The organism is Marinomonas maritima (assembly GCF_024435075.2).
In the GTDB taxonomy this organism is placed as follows: Bacteria; Pseudomonadota; Gammaproteobacteria; order Pseudomonadales; family Marinomonadaceae; genus Marinomonas; species Marinomonas maritima.
On the sequence record NZ_JAMZEG020000002.1, the window covers coordinates 1,119,033 to 1,136,051 of the forward strand.

19 protein-coding genes are annotated in these 17,019 nt (G+C 43.0%); 9 read left to right on the top strand and 10 right to left on the bottom strand.

What is annotated here, in order from left to right; all coding sequences use genetic code 11:
• The first annotated feature begins 32 nt into the window (after positions 1-32).
• The 9 genes from M3I01_RS11190 to M3I01_RS11230 all read left to right on the top strand — a co-directional run bounded on the left by M3I01_RS11190 (position 33) and on the right by M3I01_RS11230 (position 6,871).
• A complete protein-coding gene (locus M3I01_RS11190) occupies positions 33-365 on the top strand; it encodes a phosphopantetheine-binding protein (RefSeq protein ID WP_255896135.1) in 333 nt (110 codons plus the stop codon).
• A gap of 87 nt (positions 366-452) precedes the next feature.
• Positions 453-1,157, top strand: coding sequence for an AfsA-related hotdog domain-containing protein (locus tag M3I01_RS11195; RefSeq protein ID WP_255895958.1), 705 nt, complete (start codon positions 453-455; stop codon positions 1,155-1,157).
• A gap of 15 nt (positions 1,158-1,172) precedes the next feature.
• Complete coding sequence (locus M3I01_RS11200; RefSeq protein ID WP_255895960.1) at positions 1,173-1,847, top strand: HAD family hydrolase; 675 nt, start codon at positions 1,173-1,175, stop codon at positions 1,845-1,847.
• 67 nt (positions 1,848-1,914) lie between these two features.
• Positions 1,915-2,763, top strand: a complete 849-nt coding sequence (locus M3I01_RS11205) for a hypothetical protein (protein WP_255895961.1) — start codon at positions 1,915-1,917, stop codon at positions 2,761-2,763.
• Positions 2,760-3,950 (top strand): MFS transporter, encoded by a 1,191-nt coding sequence (locus M3I01_RS11210; RefSeq protein ID WP_255895962.1) that lies wholly within the window; start codon positions 2,760-2,762, stop codon positions 3,948-3,950. Before M3I01_RS11205 ends, M3I01_RS11210 begins: the two co-directional genes overlap by 4 nt.
• Before the next feature lie 3 nt (positions 3,951-3,953).
• Complete coding sequence (locus M3I01_RS11215; protein ID WP_255895963.1) at positions 3,954-4,634, top strand: glutathione S-transferase family protein; 681 nt, start codon at positions 3,954-3,956, stop codon at positions 4,632-4,634.
• A gap of 3 nt (positions 4,635-4,637) precedes the next feature.
• Positions 4,638-5,642, top strand: a complete 1,005-nt coding sequence (locus M3I01_RS11220) for an aldo/keto reductase (RefSeq protein ID WP_255895964.1) — start codon at positions 4,638-4,640, stop codon at positions 5,640-5,642.
• A 28-nt stretch (positions 5,643-5,670) separates the two neighbouring features.
• A complete protein-coding gene (locus M3I01_RS11225) occupies positions 5,671-5,979 on the top strand; it encodes a putative quinol monooxygenase (RefSeq protein ID WP_255895965.1) in 309 nt (102 codons plus the stop codon).
• Between the two features lie 94 nt (positions 5,980-6,073).
• On the top strand, positions 6,074-6,871 hold the full coding sequence (locus tag M3I01_RS11230; protein ID WP_255895966.1) for a thioesterase II family protein: 798 nt from the start codon (positions 6,074-6,076) through the stop codon (positions 6,869-6,871).
• Between the two features lie 257 nt (positions 6,872-7,128).
• On the opposite strand, the gene M3I01_RS11235 is transcribed toward M3I01_RS11230, so the two are convergent.
• From M3I01_RS11235 to M3I01_RS11280, 10 genes are all read right to left on the bottom strand, one after another.
• Positions 7,129-7,911: a class II glutamine amidotransferase gene (locus M3I01_RS11235; RefSeq protein WP_255895967.1), complete on the bottom strand. Its 783-nt coding sequence runs from the start codon at positions 7,909-7,911 to the stop codon at positions 7,129-7,131.
• Positions 7,904-9,775 (bottom strand): VWA domain-containing protein, encoded by a 1,872-nt coding sequence (locus tag M3I01_RS11240; protein ID WP_255895968.1) that lies wholly within the window; start codon positions 9,773-9,775, stop codon positions 7,904-7,906. The genes M3I01_RS11235 and M3I01_RS11240 overlap by 8 nt, the downstream gene beginning before the upstream one ends.
• A 52-nt stretch (positions 9,776-9,827) precedes the next feature.
• Positions 9,828-10,307 (bottom strand): YcgN family cysteine cluster protein, encoded by a 480-nt coding sequence (locus M3I01_RS11245; protein ID WP_255895969.1) that lies wholly within the window; start codon positions 10,305-10,307, stop codon positions 9,828-9,830.
• A gap of 17 nt (positions 10,308-10,324) precedes the next feature.
• Positions 10,325-10,618, bottom strand: a complete 294-nt coding sequence (locus M3I01_RS11250) for a YcgL domain-containing protein (protein WP_255895970.1) — start codon at positions 10,616-10,618, stop codon at positions 10,325-10,327.
• 49 nt (positions 10,619-10,667) lie between these two features.
• The gene (rnd, locus tag M3I01_RS11255; protein ID WP_255895971.1) at positions 10,668-11,807 is read right to left on the bottom strand and encodes a ribonuclease D; all 1,140 of its coding nucleotides are present in this window, start codon (positions 11,805-11,807) and stop codon (positions 10,668-10,670) included.
• 1 nt (position 11,808) lies between these two features.
• Positions 11,809-12,402: a recombination mediator RecR gene (recR, locus tag M3I01_RS11260; RefSeq protein ID WP_112139188.1), complete on the bottom strand. Its 594-nt coding sequence runs from the start codon at positions 12,400-12,402 to the stop codon at positions 11,809-11,811.
• 9 nt (positions 12,403-12,411) lie between these two features.
• Positions 12,412-12,738, bottom strand: coding sequence for a YbaB/EbfC family nucleoid-associated protein (locus tag M3I01_RS11265; RefSeq protein WP_255895972.1), 327 nt, complete (start codon positions 12,736-12,738; stop codon positions 12,412-12,414).
• A gap of 15 nt (positions 12,739-12,753) precedes the next feature.
• A complete protein-coding gene (dnaX, locus tag M3I01_RS11270; RefSeq protein ID WP_275565074.1) occupies positions 12,754-14,997 on the bottom strand; it encodes a DNA polymerase III subunit gamma/tau in 2,244 nt (747 codons plus the stop codon).
• Between the two features lie 184 nt (positions 14,998-15,181).
• Positions 15,182-16,177, bottom strand: a complete 996-nt coding sequence (trhO, locus tag M3I01_RS11275) for an oxygen-dependent tRNA uridine(34) hydroxylase TrhO (RefSeq protein WP_255895975.1) — start codon at positions 16,175-16,177, stop codon at positions 15,182-15,184.
• A gap of 140 nt (positions 16,178-16,317) precedes the next feature.
• The gene (locus M3I01_RS11280; RefSeq protein ID WP_255895976.1) at positions 16,318-17,010 is read right to left on the bottom strand and encodes a 2OG-Fe(II) oxygenase; all 693 of its coding nucleotides are present in this window, start codon (positions 17,008-17,010) and stop codon (positions 16,318-16,320) included.
• Between the last annotated feature and the right edge of the window lie 9 nt (positions 17,011-17,019).

Below are 17,019 nucleotides of genomic sequence, written 5' to 3' on the forward strand. Positions count from 1 at the left end.
ACACTCTATTCCCATTGGGTGTTCCTGCACTGATGTCTAACTTACTGCCTCAAGTCGATAAAGACTCTGACAACGCTGTAGAAAAAATCGACTTTTCAGAAGCGCTAAAAACAACACAGGGAGACGCTCGAACCTTACTCATAACTGGCTTTTTGAAAGAACAACTTTCATTGACAACCAAAATTGACATTGAATCATTGGATGAAAAAGTTGGCATACTTGACCTAGGTCTCGATTCGCTTCTGAGCACAGCCTTTAAAAATAAAATCGAAGCAGAGATGCCTGTAACCGTGCCTTTGGTTGATCTTTTAAAAGGCCCCTCGATCGAAAAACTTGCGCTTCAATTGGAAGAAGCCTTGTCATAATCTCATAATAATTCCACAGGTGGTGGGAGTTTCACTCTTATCACCTGTGATGACTGCACTTCAGGAATAACATATAGGGAAATAACTATGAACAAAAAGTTTATCGTTGGTAACTGTTTTACTCGATTTGCTCAAGGAGCCAACATTGTCTTGTTGGATCAATTCAAATTACTACTCCAATCGGGCGATATTGATCCAAGCGTTAACTACTGGGTAGGTCAAGGCATAACAGCCTCTGACATTCATGATCTCAATGCTCTTCACATCAATCTAAAAAGCGTGTTATCCGGTACAGACTTTGTATTGAAAGATCACCACATTGCGCATAAACGCAGACCGGAGAACTGTCACATAAGTGTCCCAGTAAAGCTTTCTGAGGGTAAATATCAAATGAACGTTGTGATTGATCCTAACTGTGCAGAACTTAACGACCACATAACCGGTGAACATATTAACGGCACAATCCTAATGGAAGCTGTTCGACAATCATGCATTGGTGTCACAGAGAGGTTTTTCATCACTGGCAACAAGAGCCCTTACTTTATATTGAAAGAAATGAATTCGGTGTATTCAAGCTTTTTATTCCCTCTACCAATCACAATGGACTACACCATTATTTCGCATGAAATCAAAGGCAATTACCAGACTGAATTCGAGATTGAAGCAACGATGTATCACGTTGTCAGTGAACCTGCCTGCAAAATAAAAGCCGTTTTTTCGACCTACGAAAAAGCCCCTATGGAAGAATTTGAACAAGTTATGGCCGCCGATAGCCCTGCATTGTTTAAATAAAAGGAATTCAAGAACATGACCCAGAATTACATTGTATTTTCAGACGTTGACGAAACCATCATCAAATTTAAGAGCATGTTGAAGTTCATGGACTTCTTCCTATTCGAAAGTGACTACACCGTTCATGAAGATGCTCAGCCAAAGAAAGAAGAGTACTTGGAAATCAAACGCCTCGTGAAAGATCCAAATCAAAAACGCGAAGTACTCAATAAACGCTTTTATGAGATGTTTGAAGGCATTAAACAAACCGACCTTCAGAAATCAGCCAAAGCATGGCTCGAACGTATTTTAGAGCAAGGCAATCTTTTTGTGGAAGGTACGGTAAAAGAGCATAAAGCACATAAAGAAAACGGCGCTGAACTTGTGTTGGTATCAGGTTCTTTTAAAGACATCCTCGCCCCCATTGTTGAGTATACAAATGCAGATTATTTGTTGTGCTCAGATTTAGAAGTGGTCGATGGCAAATACACAGGCAACTTACTTCAGCAAGTGATCGGCGAAGGTAAATGGCAAGTCATCTCACAACACATTGAAGGTAAAGATATTAACTTATCCGAATGCTATGCCTATGGAGACCATGAATCGGACCTTTGCTTTATGGAAAAGGTTGGCAACCCTGTAGTAGTTGGCCATTCAGAATCCATGAAAAAGTTAGCTAAAGACAGAAAATGGAAATTCATTCCAGCCTGAGTTTTTTAGCCTCCATAATAAGCAGATTTAAATTAACTTTTTCACAAGACATTCAAGGATAGACTGTATGTTAATTGACGACATTTATACTATGGACCTCACAACACAAGGTCCCTTTTACCCGCCTAGTGAGCTTATGGATGAAGGTGGAAATTTTGTTGTGATTGGAAAAATCATTCAAAAAGATCGCAGCATTACGTGGGGCACCGCCATTGTTAGTCAGAGTTCCAAAGTGCCAGAGTTTGGAAAAATAGAACCTTATGATGTCATTAAGCTATTGTCTCCTGATGAGATAAATGCATCAGATACAGTTCTGCACACTCTCCCTCTTCCACTCCCCTGCAATAACTACCCAATGGTTTTTGCACCAGACCAAGTACCAAATGCACCAGAGCACGAACGGCCTTCTGCCCCCTTGCACGAAGCGTACATACCAGATATTCGTCCTGAAGATGGCCGAAAAATAACTACGCCGATTACGTTAAAGCAGTGGTGCCAAGCTAAAGGTATCATGCGTTTACGAATTCCGACGTCACAAACAGAAGCCTTATTCGATTTTGAGTTCGAAGGATTGATTCCCGACAGTCTATATACGGTGATGACTTTGCGAACACATAATATTAATCCGACAAACCCAACTCGACCTGGTGTTCTGGGCGTTCCTAATGTTTTTGTCACCGACAAAAATGGCAAAGCAGCGTATTCAGCAACAATGCCAAACCCGTTTCCAAAAGGAGAAGGTGCCAATCGAATTATTGATGTGATTGTATTGTGGATAAGCTCTCAAATGAGTTTTGGGGGAGCAATTGGTCATTTTGGTTTAGGTGGGGATATCCACGCACAGTTGAAATTCAAAGACTCACCATTTGCCAAGTACACGACAAATAGTCCGGAAATTCTGGAGGTGACTGAATGAGCCGCGAAGTCTCAATGTACGGCAGCGCATTAATTGCCTGTAGCGCAATTATGTTGGCTCTAGGTTCAATCGTCATGATTCAACCTATCTTTGAAGAATTAGCTAATTCGTTTCAATACGCAGTGACGGACATTCGTCTTTCATTCAGTCTGGTCAGTTTAAGCTATGCCATTTCATTCTTTTTAATAGGTCCACTGACCGATAAGTTTAATTTAAAACGCATGGCCGTTTTAAATTTATTTGGATTAGCTGTCTTTATTGCCTTGTTAAGTATTAGTTCAAGCTTTGTTCTATTTAACATTGCCATAATAGGCGTCGGTGTTTTTGCAGCAGGAACCGTTGCAACATTTTTCCCCTACATGACTAAAATAGCACCACCAGAAAAACGCGGTAAATACTTAGGATTTTGTTTAAGTGCTACGGTCACCGGGATCATTTTTGGTCGCGCTGCCATTGGGCTACTCACCGAGCCCTTAGGCTGGCAATGGGCATTTTTATGCTATGCAGGTCTTGTCGTATTTGTTTGTGTAATGACACTTTTTCTTGGTGCTGTCGCTAAAAATAAAAGTGATCAATTAACACTGCTCCAGCAGTACATCCAATCACTAACCTTACTAAAAAATGGTGCTGTACTTAAAAGTTGTATCGCCGGGTTTATGTTGTTCATTGCCTACTTGGGCATACTGACATTCTTAACCTACCACCTTACCGGCCCACCTTTCTCTTTCTCATCGGCCGAAATTGGGTGGGTTAGTTTTCCGGGTATAATTGCTGCCTTTCTCGCCCCGATGGCCGGTGGTTTAGCCCAAAAACACGGCTACAAAAAAGTGGTTTTGACTGGTGTTGTCATTGCATTGTTGTCGCTCATTTTATTATGTATCGCATCAACATTTGCCCATTTGCTCATTGGATTATTACTCTTGTACTCTGGTATCTACATCTGCCAGCCAGCTGTTTTTTTTCACATTACCCAAGTACTAGATGCTAGCAAAATTGGAGCGGCCTCTTCATTTTACCTGCTTGCCTGTTTATCTGGAGGTAGTTTCGGCAGCTATTTTCTGGGACCAGTTTGGTTTTATTGGGGCTGGTTAGGAGTCAGTTTTTCTTGTGCAATAGCCATCATACTAGCCCTGACACTCAGTACATTCTCCCTACCCCAAAAACAACCCTCAATAGAAGGAGCTTAAGCAATGCCCACACAACCCGATTTAGAATTAATTAGTTTTAAGCTGTGCCCCTTTGTGCAGCGAACGGCCATAGTGGCGCAAGAGAAATCCGTCGACCTAAAAGTCACTTACATTGATTTGAAAAATAAACCTGATTGGTTTCACAACGTTTCACCCTTCGGCAAAGTACCTGTTTTGCGTGTAGGGGACAAAGCCGTCTTTGAGTCTTCGGTGATTATGGAATACTTCGATGATATTACTGAAGATTCGCTAAGACCTCAAAACTCGCTAACACATGCCATCAATCGAAGTTGGATTGAATTTGGAAGCGAACTTATTATGGATCAATTCAATTACCTAAGAAGCGAAACTAATAGTCAATTAGAACAAATGCGGAGTAAATATGAGAGCTCTCTCGCTAAGTTAGAAGCGGCCTTAGTGCACGAACCATTTTTTAACGGTACAGACTTTTGTCTGATTGATGCGGCTTTTGCCCCCATTTTTAAACGACAAGATATTTTAACCAGCATCTCGGGTGAAAATCCAATTTCACAGTTCCCTAAAGTGTTGAACTGGGGCAAACACCTAAGCGAAAAAAGTAGTGTACAAGCGTCACTGCCAACCGATTTTGAAAAAATATTTATTTCCACATTTGGCGGTATGGGTGGCGTGCTATTCAGCCAAGAATTGTTGACAGAGGGGTAAAATATGACATTAGAAAAATTGAAAAAACAAGGAATCTTAGTCAGTAGTTTAATCCCCCGTGTGGGCTTGGGCTGTATGGGAATGAGTGAATTTTATGGTTCAAACGATGAAAATAAAAATCTCGAAATCCTAGATAGAGCCGTTGAAATCGGATACCGACATTTTGATACTGCTGACATGTACGGCATGGGTCACAACGAGGAATTACTCGGCAAGTTTATCAAATCTCATAACCGACAAGATCTCTTTATCGCATCAAAATTCGGTATTAAGCGTGACCCAGGAGACGGATTATCTCGAGTGGTCGATGGTAGTCGCAAGTACATACGTGAGGCAATTTATAAATCGCTGGATCGCCTCGGAGTTGACTACTTAGACTTGTACTATGTGCACCGCAAAGATCTCTCGACTCCTATTGAAGAAACAGTTTCTACTTTATCTGAATTGGTGTCAGAGGGATTAATCAAAGGTATTGGACTGTGCGAGGTCTCAATCGAAACCTATTCGAAGGCTCTCTCAGTTCATCCGATTGCAGCGGTTCAAACTGAGTACTCATTGCTCTCCAAAGGTCCCGAAGACGGTATATTGCAAATGTGTAAGGCCAACAACACCGCGTTTGTTGCATACAGTCCAATGAGTCGCGGATTATTGACAGGGGAACTTACTGCAGAAACTATTAAGCGAGAAGGTGATGCTCGACAGTACCTACCTCGTTTTTCAGATGAAAACATTCAGAAAAATTTGGCTTTGATTTCGTCGCTTAAAGAATTAGCTATAGCAAAAAACTGTACGTTGGCACAAATCGCTTTGTCATGGGTCCTGCACCAAGATGAACACATCCACATCATTCCGGGTACTCGCCGTGAAAAGTACCTGATTGATAACTTCGCGAGCCTTGAAGTATCTCTTTCCAAGCAAGAGCTGACAGAATTGCAATCTCATTTTTCAGACGAATCCGTTTCAGGTGGGCGCTATCCAGAAGCCGCTATGACAGGCATCAACAAATAGATAAAACACATTATTCTTGGAGAATATCATGAGCGAAAAAATTGAAATTACCGCATTCATCAAATCGATCCCTGGTAAGTCGGAGGAATTACGCGAAGCCATTGTCGAATTGATTGAAGAAACCGTAAAAGAGCCCGGCTGTGAAGTATTTAAGGTATTCCAAACTCCTGAAGATTCTGAGATGTTTGTTCTCTGGGAGGTTTTTACAGATCAAGAAAACTTTCAGCACCACATGGGTAAAGACTATACCAAGAAATACTTTTCACTTGGATTAACGGAATCAGTCTCTGCAACCAAACACATTGAAGTGACTCGTGAGTTACTTTCAACTACATAAGGCTACTACCTTAGCAATTTAATTTTGCTTCGGTATTTCGGGCATCTCGAATTCGAGTTGCCCGGATGCCTAGGGAATAAAAAAAGGATTTTTTATGTCGTCTTCCACTTGGTTTCAAACCATCAAGGCTTGCCCATTTCCAGCTCTTCGACTTTTCATGTTTCCGTACGCTGGCGGGAATGCCCGGATATTTAATCACTGGGCAAAATCCATTCCCCAAAATATAGAGGTTTTAGCTCTGCAGTTACCGGGGCGTGGTGAGCGTATTACGGAGCAACCACAGTCGAATATAGACTCGCTACTCAATACATTGGAAATAGAGTTCTCTACGTATAACGCCAACGCCGTTCCATTTGTGTTTTTGGGACATAGCCTTGGGGCAAGAATTGCGATTGAGTTAACGTATCGATTTTATGCCCGTCAGAAAACGCTTCCCATTCATTTTATCGCCTCAGGTGCACTCTCACCTGATTTAAAAAGAATACAGATAAATACTTCTAGCATGTCTAACTGTGCATTTGTCGAGTTACTTAAAAGAATCGGGGGCACCCCCAAAAACATCCTTGAAAATAATGAACTCATGCAGCTAATTCTTCCAGCAATAAAAGCCGACTTTTGTCTTGCGGAATCGACCAAACCAATCAAGCCAAACCCTTTACCCATTGGCGCAACCATTTTGAACGGAAAGAGTGATTTCAAAGACACTGAACTACAAATAAAGCACTGGCAAACGCATTTTTCAGCTGAAATTAAGTCGCACATATTCAACGGCGGCCATTTCTTCATTAATGAACACGCAAACGAAGTTATGCCAATCGTAAGCGATATACTACGACAATTAATCTTTGATATTCAGACGAATCAGACAGTCACACTAAAGCGGGTCATTTAAGTCAAAATATCCATGAACAAAGAAGACTTGCAATCACAACACATGCACAATCATTAAAAGTTATCTATAAGGATAGTTGTTCATATCGTACAAAATTAACTGCTGTACAGACTTAAACCAAACAGATTTATAAGCTATATAACTGTCTGTCCCACTAAACAGGCCAGTCACAGCGAAATATTTTCTGACCAAACGTTTAACCAACAGCCTTCCTTCTTCTCCTTAAAGAAAGAGGAAGACGATTGGTTACCGCAAGTTTAGTTAGCTTTAATCTGACAAACTACTTCGCCGCCTTCAAAAACACACAATTCACCTTCTTCCATTTGTTGCCAAGTCTCGTCATGTGTCAAAGGCTGTGTCGCAATCACGGTGACGACGTCTTTGTCGGTGGTAACTTCTTTGAAATCAATAATGACGTCTTCGTCGGATAAAGTGGCTTTTTTGAACGGTGCGCGTCGGGTGATCCAGTGCAATTTGGTGGTACAGAAACAATATAAGCGTACACCGTCAGACAACATCATGTTGAACACACCACGACTCTTTAGTTGTAAGGCTAATTCCGACAGTATGGTTGATATTTCGTCCAGTGATGGTTCGCTTTCGCCCAAGTGAGCTTGAAGCTGCTCAATGATCCAGCAAAAAGCCCGCTCAGAATCTGTGTTACCTAGTGGATGATACTGTGTGATAGGCAGTGTGTTTGCATCTTCAAGTTGTCCATTATGCGCGTAAGACCAAGTTTTATCCCACAATAAGCGGCTAAACGGATGCGTGTTTAACAAACACACCGCACCCACGTTGGCTTGTCGAATATGGCTAATGACGATGTCACATTTTAATGATGTATTACTAATCACTTCTGCTATGTCTGAGTCCGCACTTGGGCTTGGATCATGTAATGTCCATACATTAGTATCACGGTACATGGCCATTCCCCAGCCATCTTTATGAGGACCAGTACGCCCACCACGAGCGCGTAAACCAGAAAAGCTAAAGCAAATATCAGTTGGCACATTGGCACTCATGCCCAATAACTCACACATCGTCTGTATCATCACTCTTAAGGGATTTGTTTTTTTGCATACGGCGATACAAAAATATACCAGTGGCGATAATTAAAATACCGCCCAGATTTAAGCCTATGTACATCATCCATTCTGTTTTTGACAAGCTATCCGTCTTTTCAACGGTCTTATCAACATCTGACACTTCAAGGTCAGCGGCATCAAGTTCAGAAGACTGCTTACCACTCTCTTCTGCTTCATCAACTACCGAGACCGCAGGAAGAACCATGACTGGCATCAAGTCTCTATTGGATGAAGGGATTGACATTAATAACATGCTAGTAGGATCAATATCGTCCAACCTTACCGTCGGCGCTTCATCCCCTTTCCGGTTAAAGTGCCAAAAGGGTGTCCAATAGTCGAAACGCAATCCAGTTTGGGTCATACCAATGAGCTTAGCTCGAACTTTCACATTATCGTCCGCGGACACTGGAATAATTTTTTCCCAATAACCTTGGCCAACCAATGGCATCTCTTCTGTTTCAGTCGTGCCATTGTTGTAGGTAAACTCAAGCTTTACATTTGAACGTGATACATTCAGTTTCAGGTTGACTGGATGGGCTGAAAAAGCAATTAAGTTACCACCTGGGTTTGTGCCTTTAAAGTCGATAGCAGGATGCACGGTAAAATATTGGCTGAGCTGTCGCGAAAATGTTTTGCCATCCAACAGACTCACCAATTCATAATTACCCGGCTCGCTAATGCCTTCTAAACGCAGCTTAAATTGTCCATTGGTTCGTGCCATATCGTGAGACAAAATGGTTTCTTTTTGCTCTCCACTCAAACGTACTAAAGTTTGCTTTACCGTCACCAAATTCAGAATATTATCGTCTTTAATAATCACGTTTTTTTGGAACAAACCAACGGTTGAATAAATTGGTTCATTCACAAATATAATGGGAGCAATTTTAGTCGCTTGCGCACTTAGGTTGGTAATCACCCTAATGCTGCTACGCTCAAAGTCGACATTATTAACTTTCCACACACCCGCATCCGGCTTACGCACTGTGATTAGTGTGTAATGGTCCGATGCCGCAACAGAAGCATCACGATAAGTAACCAGAGACAAAAGCGAGCCATCGGGTTTAACGATATGTGGTTGTATACCATTGTCATGAAACACCACTAGCGTTAGCTCATCAATTGCATCGTCAACAACAAATTGATTACCATCAAATGGCAATTCATCAGAGGGTGATGCCTGTGTAAAAATTCGATCAAAGGTATCGAGTAAATCTTCTGGAATGGCCACTTCTGTATGAGTTGCATCGGTTCTTAGCGAAAGAGATTCAAGTAGGTCTTTATCGGTATAACCAGTCATAGACACTGTATGAAGATGAATGTCTCGCTCTTCCAACCTAACCATTAACTCATTTAAAATACGGTTACGTGAAGTTTTGTTTACCGCCTCATCCAAACTAATATCAACCATGCCGTCCGTCACCAGAATCCAGTGACGGTTAAATTCAGGCGCTAAGTTTCCTGAGTCCGGTGTGTCCAGCAAGAGTCTAATAATGGCTTCTAGGTCGGTTTTGACATCCTGCGTGACATAGCTGTTTACATAGCTGGCTAATTTAGACTTTGTGGCTTTATTGACGATAGATTCTGGTAACAGCACACGAGGCTCTTCCCCAAACAACCAAATGCCTAAGGACGCTTTTTCTTCAGGGGCGAGATTTGATATAAGACGAAGCGCTTCCGAGGTGAGCTTATCAGGATCACTGATCAGCATACTGCCAGAAGCATCCACAATAACGCGGAATTGAGTGTCCGCCTGACTCAACGGCACCCAAAAGGACAATACAGCCGATAACAACACAGTATTTATTTTCAACCACTTCACGTTTGCGAACTCCTTGAACTACTTTGCTGAAATTAGCGACCATTCACCGCAACTAAGTTATATCATACGGCTCGGGTGTACCATGTACCCACTTGATAATATGGGTTTCCCATTCATCTTCGTCAACTGCTTGCTCGTTCACGGCATAGTGTCGAACCGTCAATCCTTGTCGAAGCATTTCTTTGTTACTACCAACCACCAAAGGGTGCCAATTTGGCAACGCTTTCGTTTCATGTAAGACGCGATAACTGCAGGTATCTGGTAACCATTGAAACTCATCAATTTGATCCGGTGTTAACGTAATACAGCTCGGCACTTCCGTTTTCCGAGTCTCATATACCTTACATTGGCAACTTGCAGCATTCAGCTGATGACAAGAAAGATTGGTATAAAAGACCTCTTCTGTATCATCATCCTGCAACTTTTGAAGACAACATTTACCACAACCATCGCAAATAGACTCCCACTCTACAGGAGACATTTTCTCCAGTGGCGTGGTTTTCCAAAAAGGCTCGTAACGCTTTGCAATCATTATCTGAACCCAAGTAGTTAATACACAGCTTGTGTCGGAGTTTTATACAAATCCAACAGATACTCTTCTTTTACTGGCGGTAGCTGCAAGTAAAAACCTTTTTCCCGAATGCCTTTAATGACGTTTTCAGGATTCGCTCTCGCCAGCTTACTTTCTGCTGTTAGCAGCACGACCATTGCGCTAATCCCCTTTCCAAAGCGTGTCATTAGCTCTTCAGGAATGTCTTTAAGACCTAGGCTTTTTTCTACATACAAGTACATCCCATCATGTTTTGAAGAGCGAAATACTTGTACAATTAAATGCTGTTTCATAATTTTCTCTTGGCGAGTTATTCGCCATGTTAGGGCTTTTTAAACTTTTCTATTTTTTGAATGTATTTAATATGGGATCAACAATAACGTCTCGTCGCCACCCTTTTATGGCAGGGTTCTGCCAGTCCACAGGACTACCGTCAAACAAGTGTCGCACTAAAGGATCTAACAGTTTACGCTTCATCATGGCTTCTGGCGCAATCTTTAATGTTTCAGATTGTTCACGAACAAAAGACTTAATCGATTTGGTTAAATCTCCCGCTTGAGAAGGCAACGGCACATCCAACGGCAACTGGTACTCATCCGCAGACAATTCGTTTACCAAAGCGACATTTTGTAAGATCACCTCACCGTATAAACGATGTTGACGTCCAGTCAGTTCTTCTGCCTCAGAAACCGCTTTATGATGAGTCGGTAAGGTATTCGCCAAAGACCATAATGTACGATCTTTTAATATCTGACCTTTAGGAACGTCTTCTTTTCGAGCTTGCTCATCACGCCAAATAAACAACAACCTCAACAGTGTTAAACCGGCTGGAGACAAACGCCACGCCGTTTTAATACCAGCCCAATTCTGCTCAGGGTCAGAATTCATCTGATATTGCCACTTCAGCGACTCACAGTCTTCCAACACCCACTCAAGCATGTTTTTTTCTTCTAAGCGGGCAATTTGCATTGGATACATTTTTGCCAAGTACACAACGTCTAGCGCCGCATAACGTTTTTGTGCATCGGTCAATGGACGTTGAACCCAATCCGAACGCGTTTCGTCTTTTGCAACTTCGATCTGCAAATATTCATGAATCAGCTTCACATAACTCAATGACCATTGGGCGCTCGCATAGGCTTCACCGATCTGAGTGTCGTAAAACGGTATTGGTAATACGCCCAATAAACGATCAAATACATCGAGATCTTCAGAACAAGCGTGAAATACCTTCATCACAGAAGGATTCACCATTAACGCTCGAAGCGGTTCCCATTCGTCAATACTCAATGGATCAATTAGCACGGCTTTATCACCTTCACTAATTTGAATGAGCCCCGTAATAGGAAAATAGGTCGTGCGACGAATAAATTCCGTGTCGACCGCAATGACTGGTAACTGCGCCCAGTAATCACACCATGTCGCCAGCGATTCGTTATCCGCAACCCAAATAATATTCAGAGCATCATCTTGATCATTCATACTAGAGTTTCTTCCGTCCCTCTAGCGCCAACGCCAGAGTATTCCCATCAACGTATTCCAGCTCACCACCCATAGGAACTCCATGAGCGATTCGACTGACATTGATGTTCAATGTTTTTAATTTCTCGGCGATATAGTGACAAGTGGCTTCACCTTCTACCGTCGAGTTAGTGGCAATAATCGCCTCTTCTACTTCGTTATGCTGTACCAAGGCTTCAAGACGATCTAAGCCTAACTCTTCAGGACCAATGCCATCAATCGGTGACAAATGCCCTAATAAAACAAAGTAACGTCCTGTGTAAGTGCCCGCCGACTCAATCGCCACAACATCCGCTGGCGTTTCAACAATACACAGACGCTTAGCGTCGCGCTCGGGATCTCGGCAAAGTTGACACTCTGACTCTTCCGTCAATGTACGACAACTTGAACAACGCCCGACTTTGTCGAGCGCTTCACGCAATGAATTCGCTAGTCTATCGGCCCCTTGATGACCACGCTCCAATAAATACAGCGCCATTTTCTGAGCCGATCTTGGACCGACGCCTGGTAAACAGCGCAATGATTCAATTAATTCTTTTATTAAGGGACTGAACAAAGCAAACTCCTAGAACGGCATTTTGAAACCGGATGGCAAGGACATACCCGCCGTTGCAGATTCCATTTTTTCTTTTTGACTCACTTCAATGTTACGCACCGCATCGTTAACCGCGGCCGCAATTAAGTCTTCTAGCATTTCTTTGTCATCCGCGAACAAAGAGTCATCAATAGATACACGCTTTACATCATGACGGCCCGTCATCACAATTTTGACAAGGCCAGCGCCCGCTTGACCTTCGACTTCCATGTTGGCAACTTCTTCTTGCGCCTTTTGCATGTTTTCCTGCATTTGCTGCGCTTGGCGCATCATGTTACCCATACCACCTTTAAACATAACTTTCTCTCCAAATTAAGCTTTAACTTTAACTGTATCGTAAACCAACTGTGCACCCATCGTAGCCGATAGCGCTTGTACAACTGGATGTGAATTTAAATGTTCGATAGCGACCTGCAAGGCTTCCGCGCGTTTACTCGCTGCAAATTCCTCTGCCGTCACACCACTGGTGTCTTCCACCGTATCTATGATCAAAGGCACAGACATAGCGAAAAAATCGCTTAATGCCCCTTGTACTTGCTCGTAGCGTGCTTGATTAAGCATGTGCCCATATTCCAAAGGTACTTCCAAACGAATGCCTTGATCACTGGCATCCACCAAGCTGGAATTCATTAAAATATTCTGTACCAATCCCGTCAAAGATAAACGCGGCGCCACCAGCCACCATAGCTTCATGGTCAATTCATTATAGTGACTTAACGCTGGCATCGGCATCGCTAATGCTGGTTGTGCTATAGTATCAGGGACTTTTGACAACCGCGTGTCAGGCTCTTTGTTTTCTTCGATCTGCGGTGAGGCAATAGGTTCCGCCCCTAATGCATCAACTAAGTCTGCTGCTGGATTAAAGGGATTAATGATATCTGCAATTTCTCGCTCTTCGGCTTCCTCTTCGTCCTCATCATCCTCGTCTGTCGCCGCGTCTAAATACTCGGCTTCTGCGACGACGAACGGCTTACAGTCTTGTTCCGATGATAGAATCGGCTCTGGCTCAATCGCCACCAACCGCTCTTCTATTTGCGGCTCTGCTTGTTCTAACGGTTCTCTTTCTTGTAACGACTCTGCGTCTTGTAATGCTGTCGTTTCAGCGAATGTAACGTCTTCTGGTGAAACCTGTGTTATCGATTTTTTCACCTCAACGGCCTGTGGCTCAACCAGTGGTTCAATGTTTTCTTCTTCAAAAGAAACCGATGCTTCGGTAGGAGACTCTTCTGGTGCGTCTTCCCAAGGTGGATGTTCCGCGACAGCAGAAGCAAGCGCTTCTTTTTTGTCTATTATTGTTGTCGGTGTCGCCAGCACGGTGGATGTCGATGGCGTTTCTACCGCGTCATCGACGGCAATATCTACTAACTCATCGTCGGGTGTTTTTTTTTCTGTTGTGGCGTGCGACGGGGCATCAACTTCCGGCGCTGTTTGTATTGCTGCCGGCGCGTTATGGCTCATCACCATAGGTGGCACAGGACGAAAGGCAATTAACCTTAACATCAGCATTTCAAAGCCAGCACGGGCTGAATGCGCCAGGTATAAATCACGACGACCAATCAACAAGCTCTGATACATAACTTGTATTTCTTCAGAGCTTACATTGGCAGCAATAGTTTGAATTCTAACCAAATCCCCAAGCTGATCAGCCAGAGCACCCGGCACCTGTTGCTCTATCGCTACGCGATGCAAGGTATCCAATAAACTACCACAAATCGCCGTAAAATCAGGTTGATAATCAGCAAGCTGCTCTATAAGAGACAGCACTTGTGCGGCATTTTTAGAGACAACCACTTCCAATAAGTCCAACACCTGAGCTTGGTTAATCAGGCCCAACATAGCCGTCACGCCAGATTCAGAAATGGTGCCATTACCAAATGCAATTGCCTGATCCGTCAAACTCAACGCATCACGCATACTGCCATTCGCCGCTTGACCTATTTGCCATAACGCGGGCTGATCAAAGTTGACCTTTTCTGCATTAAGCACAGTTTGCAAATAATCGACCACGCGCTGTGGTGTCATGTTTTTAAGATTGAATTGCAAACAACGGGATAACACAGTGACAGGGAGTTTTTGCGGGTCGGTTGTCGCCAATAAAAATTTAACGTGTTCTGGCGGCTCTTCCAGTGTTTTTAATAAGGCATTGAAAGAGTGAGTGGACAGCATGTGCACTTCATCTATCAGGTAGACTTTAAAACGGCCGCGAGTCGGCGCGTACTGCACGTTTTCCAGTAATTCACGGGTATCTTCTACTTTGGTACGAGACGCCGCATCCACCTCGATAAGATCAATAAAACGACCTTCCGCAATCTCGCGACAGCTATCGCATGTGCCGCAAGGTTCAGGTGAAATTCCATTGGTTTCACAGTTCAAGCATTTAGCAAAGATGCGGGCAATGGTGGTTTTACCAACACCGCGTGTTCCGGTAAACAGATAGGCGTGATGTAAACGCTGTTGGCGTAAAGCATTCACCAACGCTTGAAGTACGTGGTCTTGCCCAGCCATTTCAAGAAAATTCTGCGGGCGCCATTTACGTGCTAAAACTTGATAACTCATGATGGATACTGGCTGATAAAAAGCGATTTTTTATTGTACGGCAGTCCGAAGCATTTCGAAACCACTCTTAGTCTACTGTACGACAGGTAATAGAGAGAAATAACAAAAAACTTCACTATAAAGATCAATAGCTTGTATTTAGAACAAAAAAACGCCCAACATAGTCGGGCGAATTCCAAGTAGACTAGCTCGCTTTGGCTGCACGCACTTTACGCTGACGCTCTTTTTCCAACACTTTTTCAGCGCGATGTTTTTCAACAGCACCAAGCACTTCCGCACCGATATGTTCTTCACCACGAGCATGCGCAAGTTGAACTTGATGCTCACGCTCGATGAAACGCTGGCGTTGCTCGTCGGTAAATTTATCAAAGCAATGCACACAGCTCACACCCTGAACATAGCGTTCGTCTTGTTTTTCGTCTTCTGTGATTGGCATACGACAAGCGTGACATTGGTCATATTTGCCTTTTTCTAGATCGTGGTTAACAGAGACGCGATTATCAAACACAAAACAGTCTCCTTCCCACATAGTGTCTTCTTTCGGCACCTCTTCTAAGTATTTCAAGATGCCACCTTCAAGATGGTAAACCTCATCAAAACCCTGCTCCAACATGTACGCTGTGGATTTTTCACAGCGAATGCCGCCCGTACAAAACATGGCGACTTTTTTGTGCTTAGCAGGATCTAGGTTTTCTTTTACATAGGTAGGAAATTCGCGGAACGTATCAGTTTTAGGGTTAACCGCATTTTTAAAGGTACCGATTTGAACTTCATAGTCATTGCGAGTATCCACTAAGATCACGTCGGGATCAGAGATCAAAGCATTCCACTCGTTTGGCTTAACATACGTGCCTACGACGCGTTTAGGGTCGATCCCTTCAACACCCATAGTAACGATTTCTTTTTTAAGCTTCACTTTGGTGCGGTAGAACGGCATGCTTTCGTCATAAGACTCTTTAGAAACAATATTGTCTAGGCCGGGCTGCTGATCCAACCACGCCAATAAGGCATCAATTCCTTCACGAGGCCCTGCCACGGTGCCGTTAATGCCTTCGCTTGCCAATAACAAAGTGCCACGAATTGCATTATCTTCTAATGTTTTTTGAAGCGGTTCACGAATGGACTCGAAATGAGGCAGTTCAACAAATTTATAAAGGGCACAAACAACGACGTTAGACATATTCTTTCTCCTATGCGATCTGGAACGTAAAACCAGAGCAATTAAACAAGGCGCGCATTATAGAGATTTATAACAACCTTTTCGAGGCTATCACTATAAAAATCTAATACATCATGTGGATTAAAAACAAACATATCGTTTTATTGATCTGGATCAAGCGTCATGCCGGTGGTGTTATTAATGCGAAACCAACCCGCAATACTGTGACGAGTTCGATTGGCCACAACAACCTCATGATAAAAGCACTCACTCAGAAAAACTGCAAAGCGTCCTTTTTTTGGGTAAAAACGCCCTATTTCAATCACTGGATCGTTCTCATCGTAGATAACTAACTCACCACCTTCTCCGTCCTGCCAATCTTCGTTCAAATACAAAACAGTCGACAAAATACGGTTACTTTCACCTTTAAAGGCATCTAGGTGCTTTTCATAAAAAGCGCCCTTTTCATAACGAGCAAAATGCGCCTCATAATCAAACAACCCCAAAAACAATCGACGGTTAAGCGCCACGCGTAATCCCTCCATCGCCCTCAAAAAATCTTTTTTTATGGGTTTGTCCGGGTCGATCCATTGAATATAGTCACGGCGAGTATCTAAAACCACTTGATGATCTTGTTTTCGCCCTACGCCTGCTTGCTGCATGTAGGCGATGTGAATATTCTCCACTTCATCCATCAAAGCCTGAGTGAACTCCGTTGAAAAAAAGTCATCCTGAACACTCCAGCCTTTTGTTTGTAGATCCATTAGCAGATTAGAAAACGGTTCTTCTCGACTGAACGCAGGAATGGAGTTTTCAACATACAAACTTTTAACTGGCTGGACTTCGATAGGCATAGATAAGTT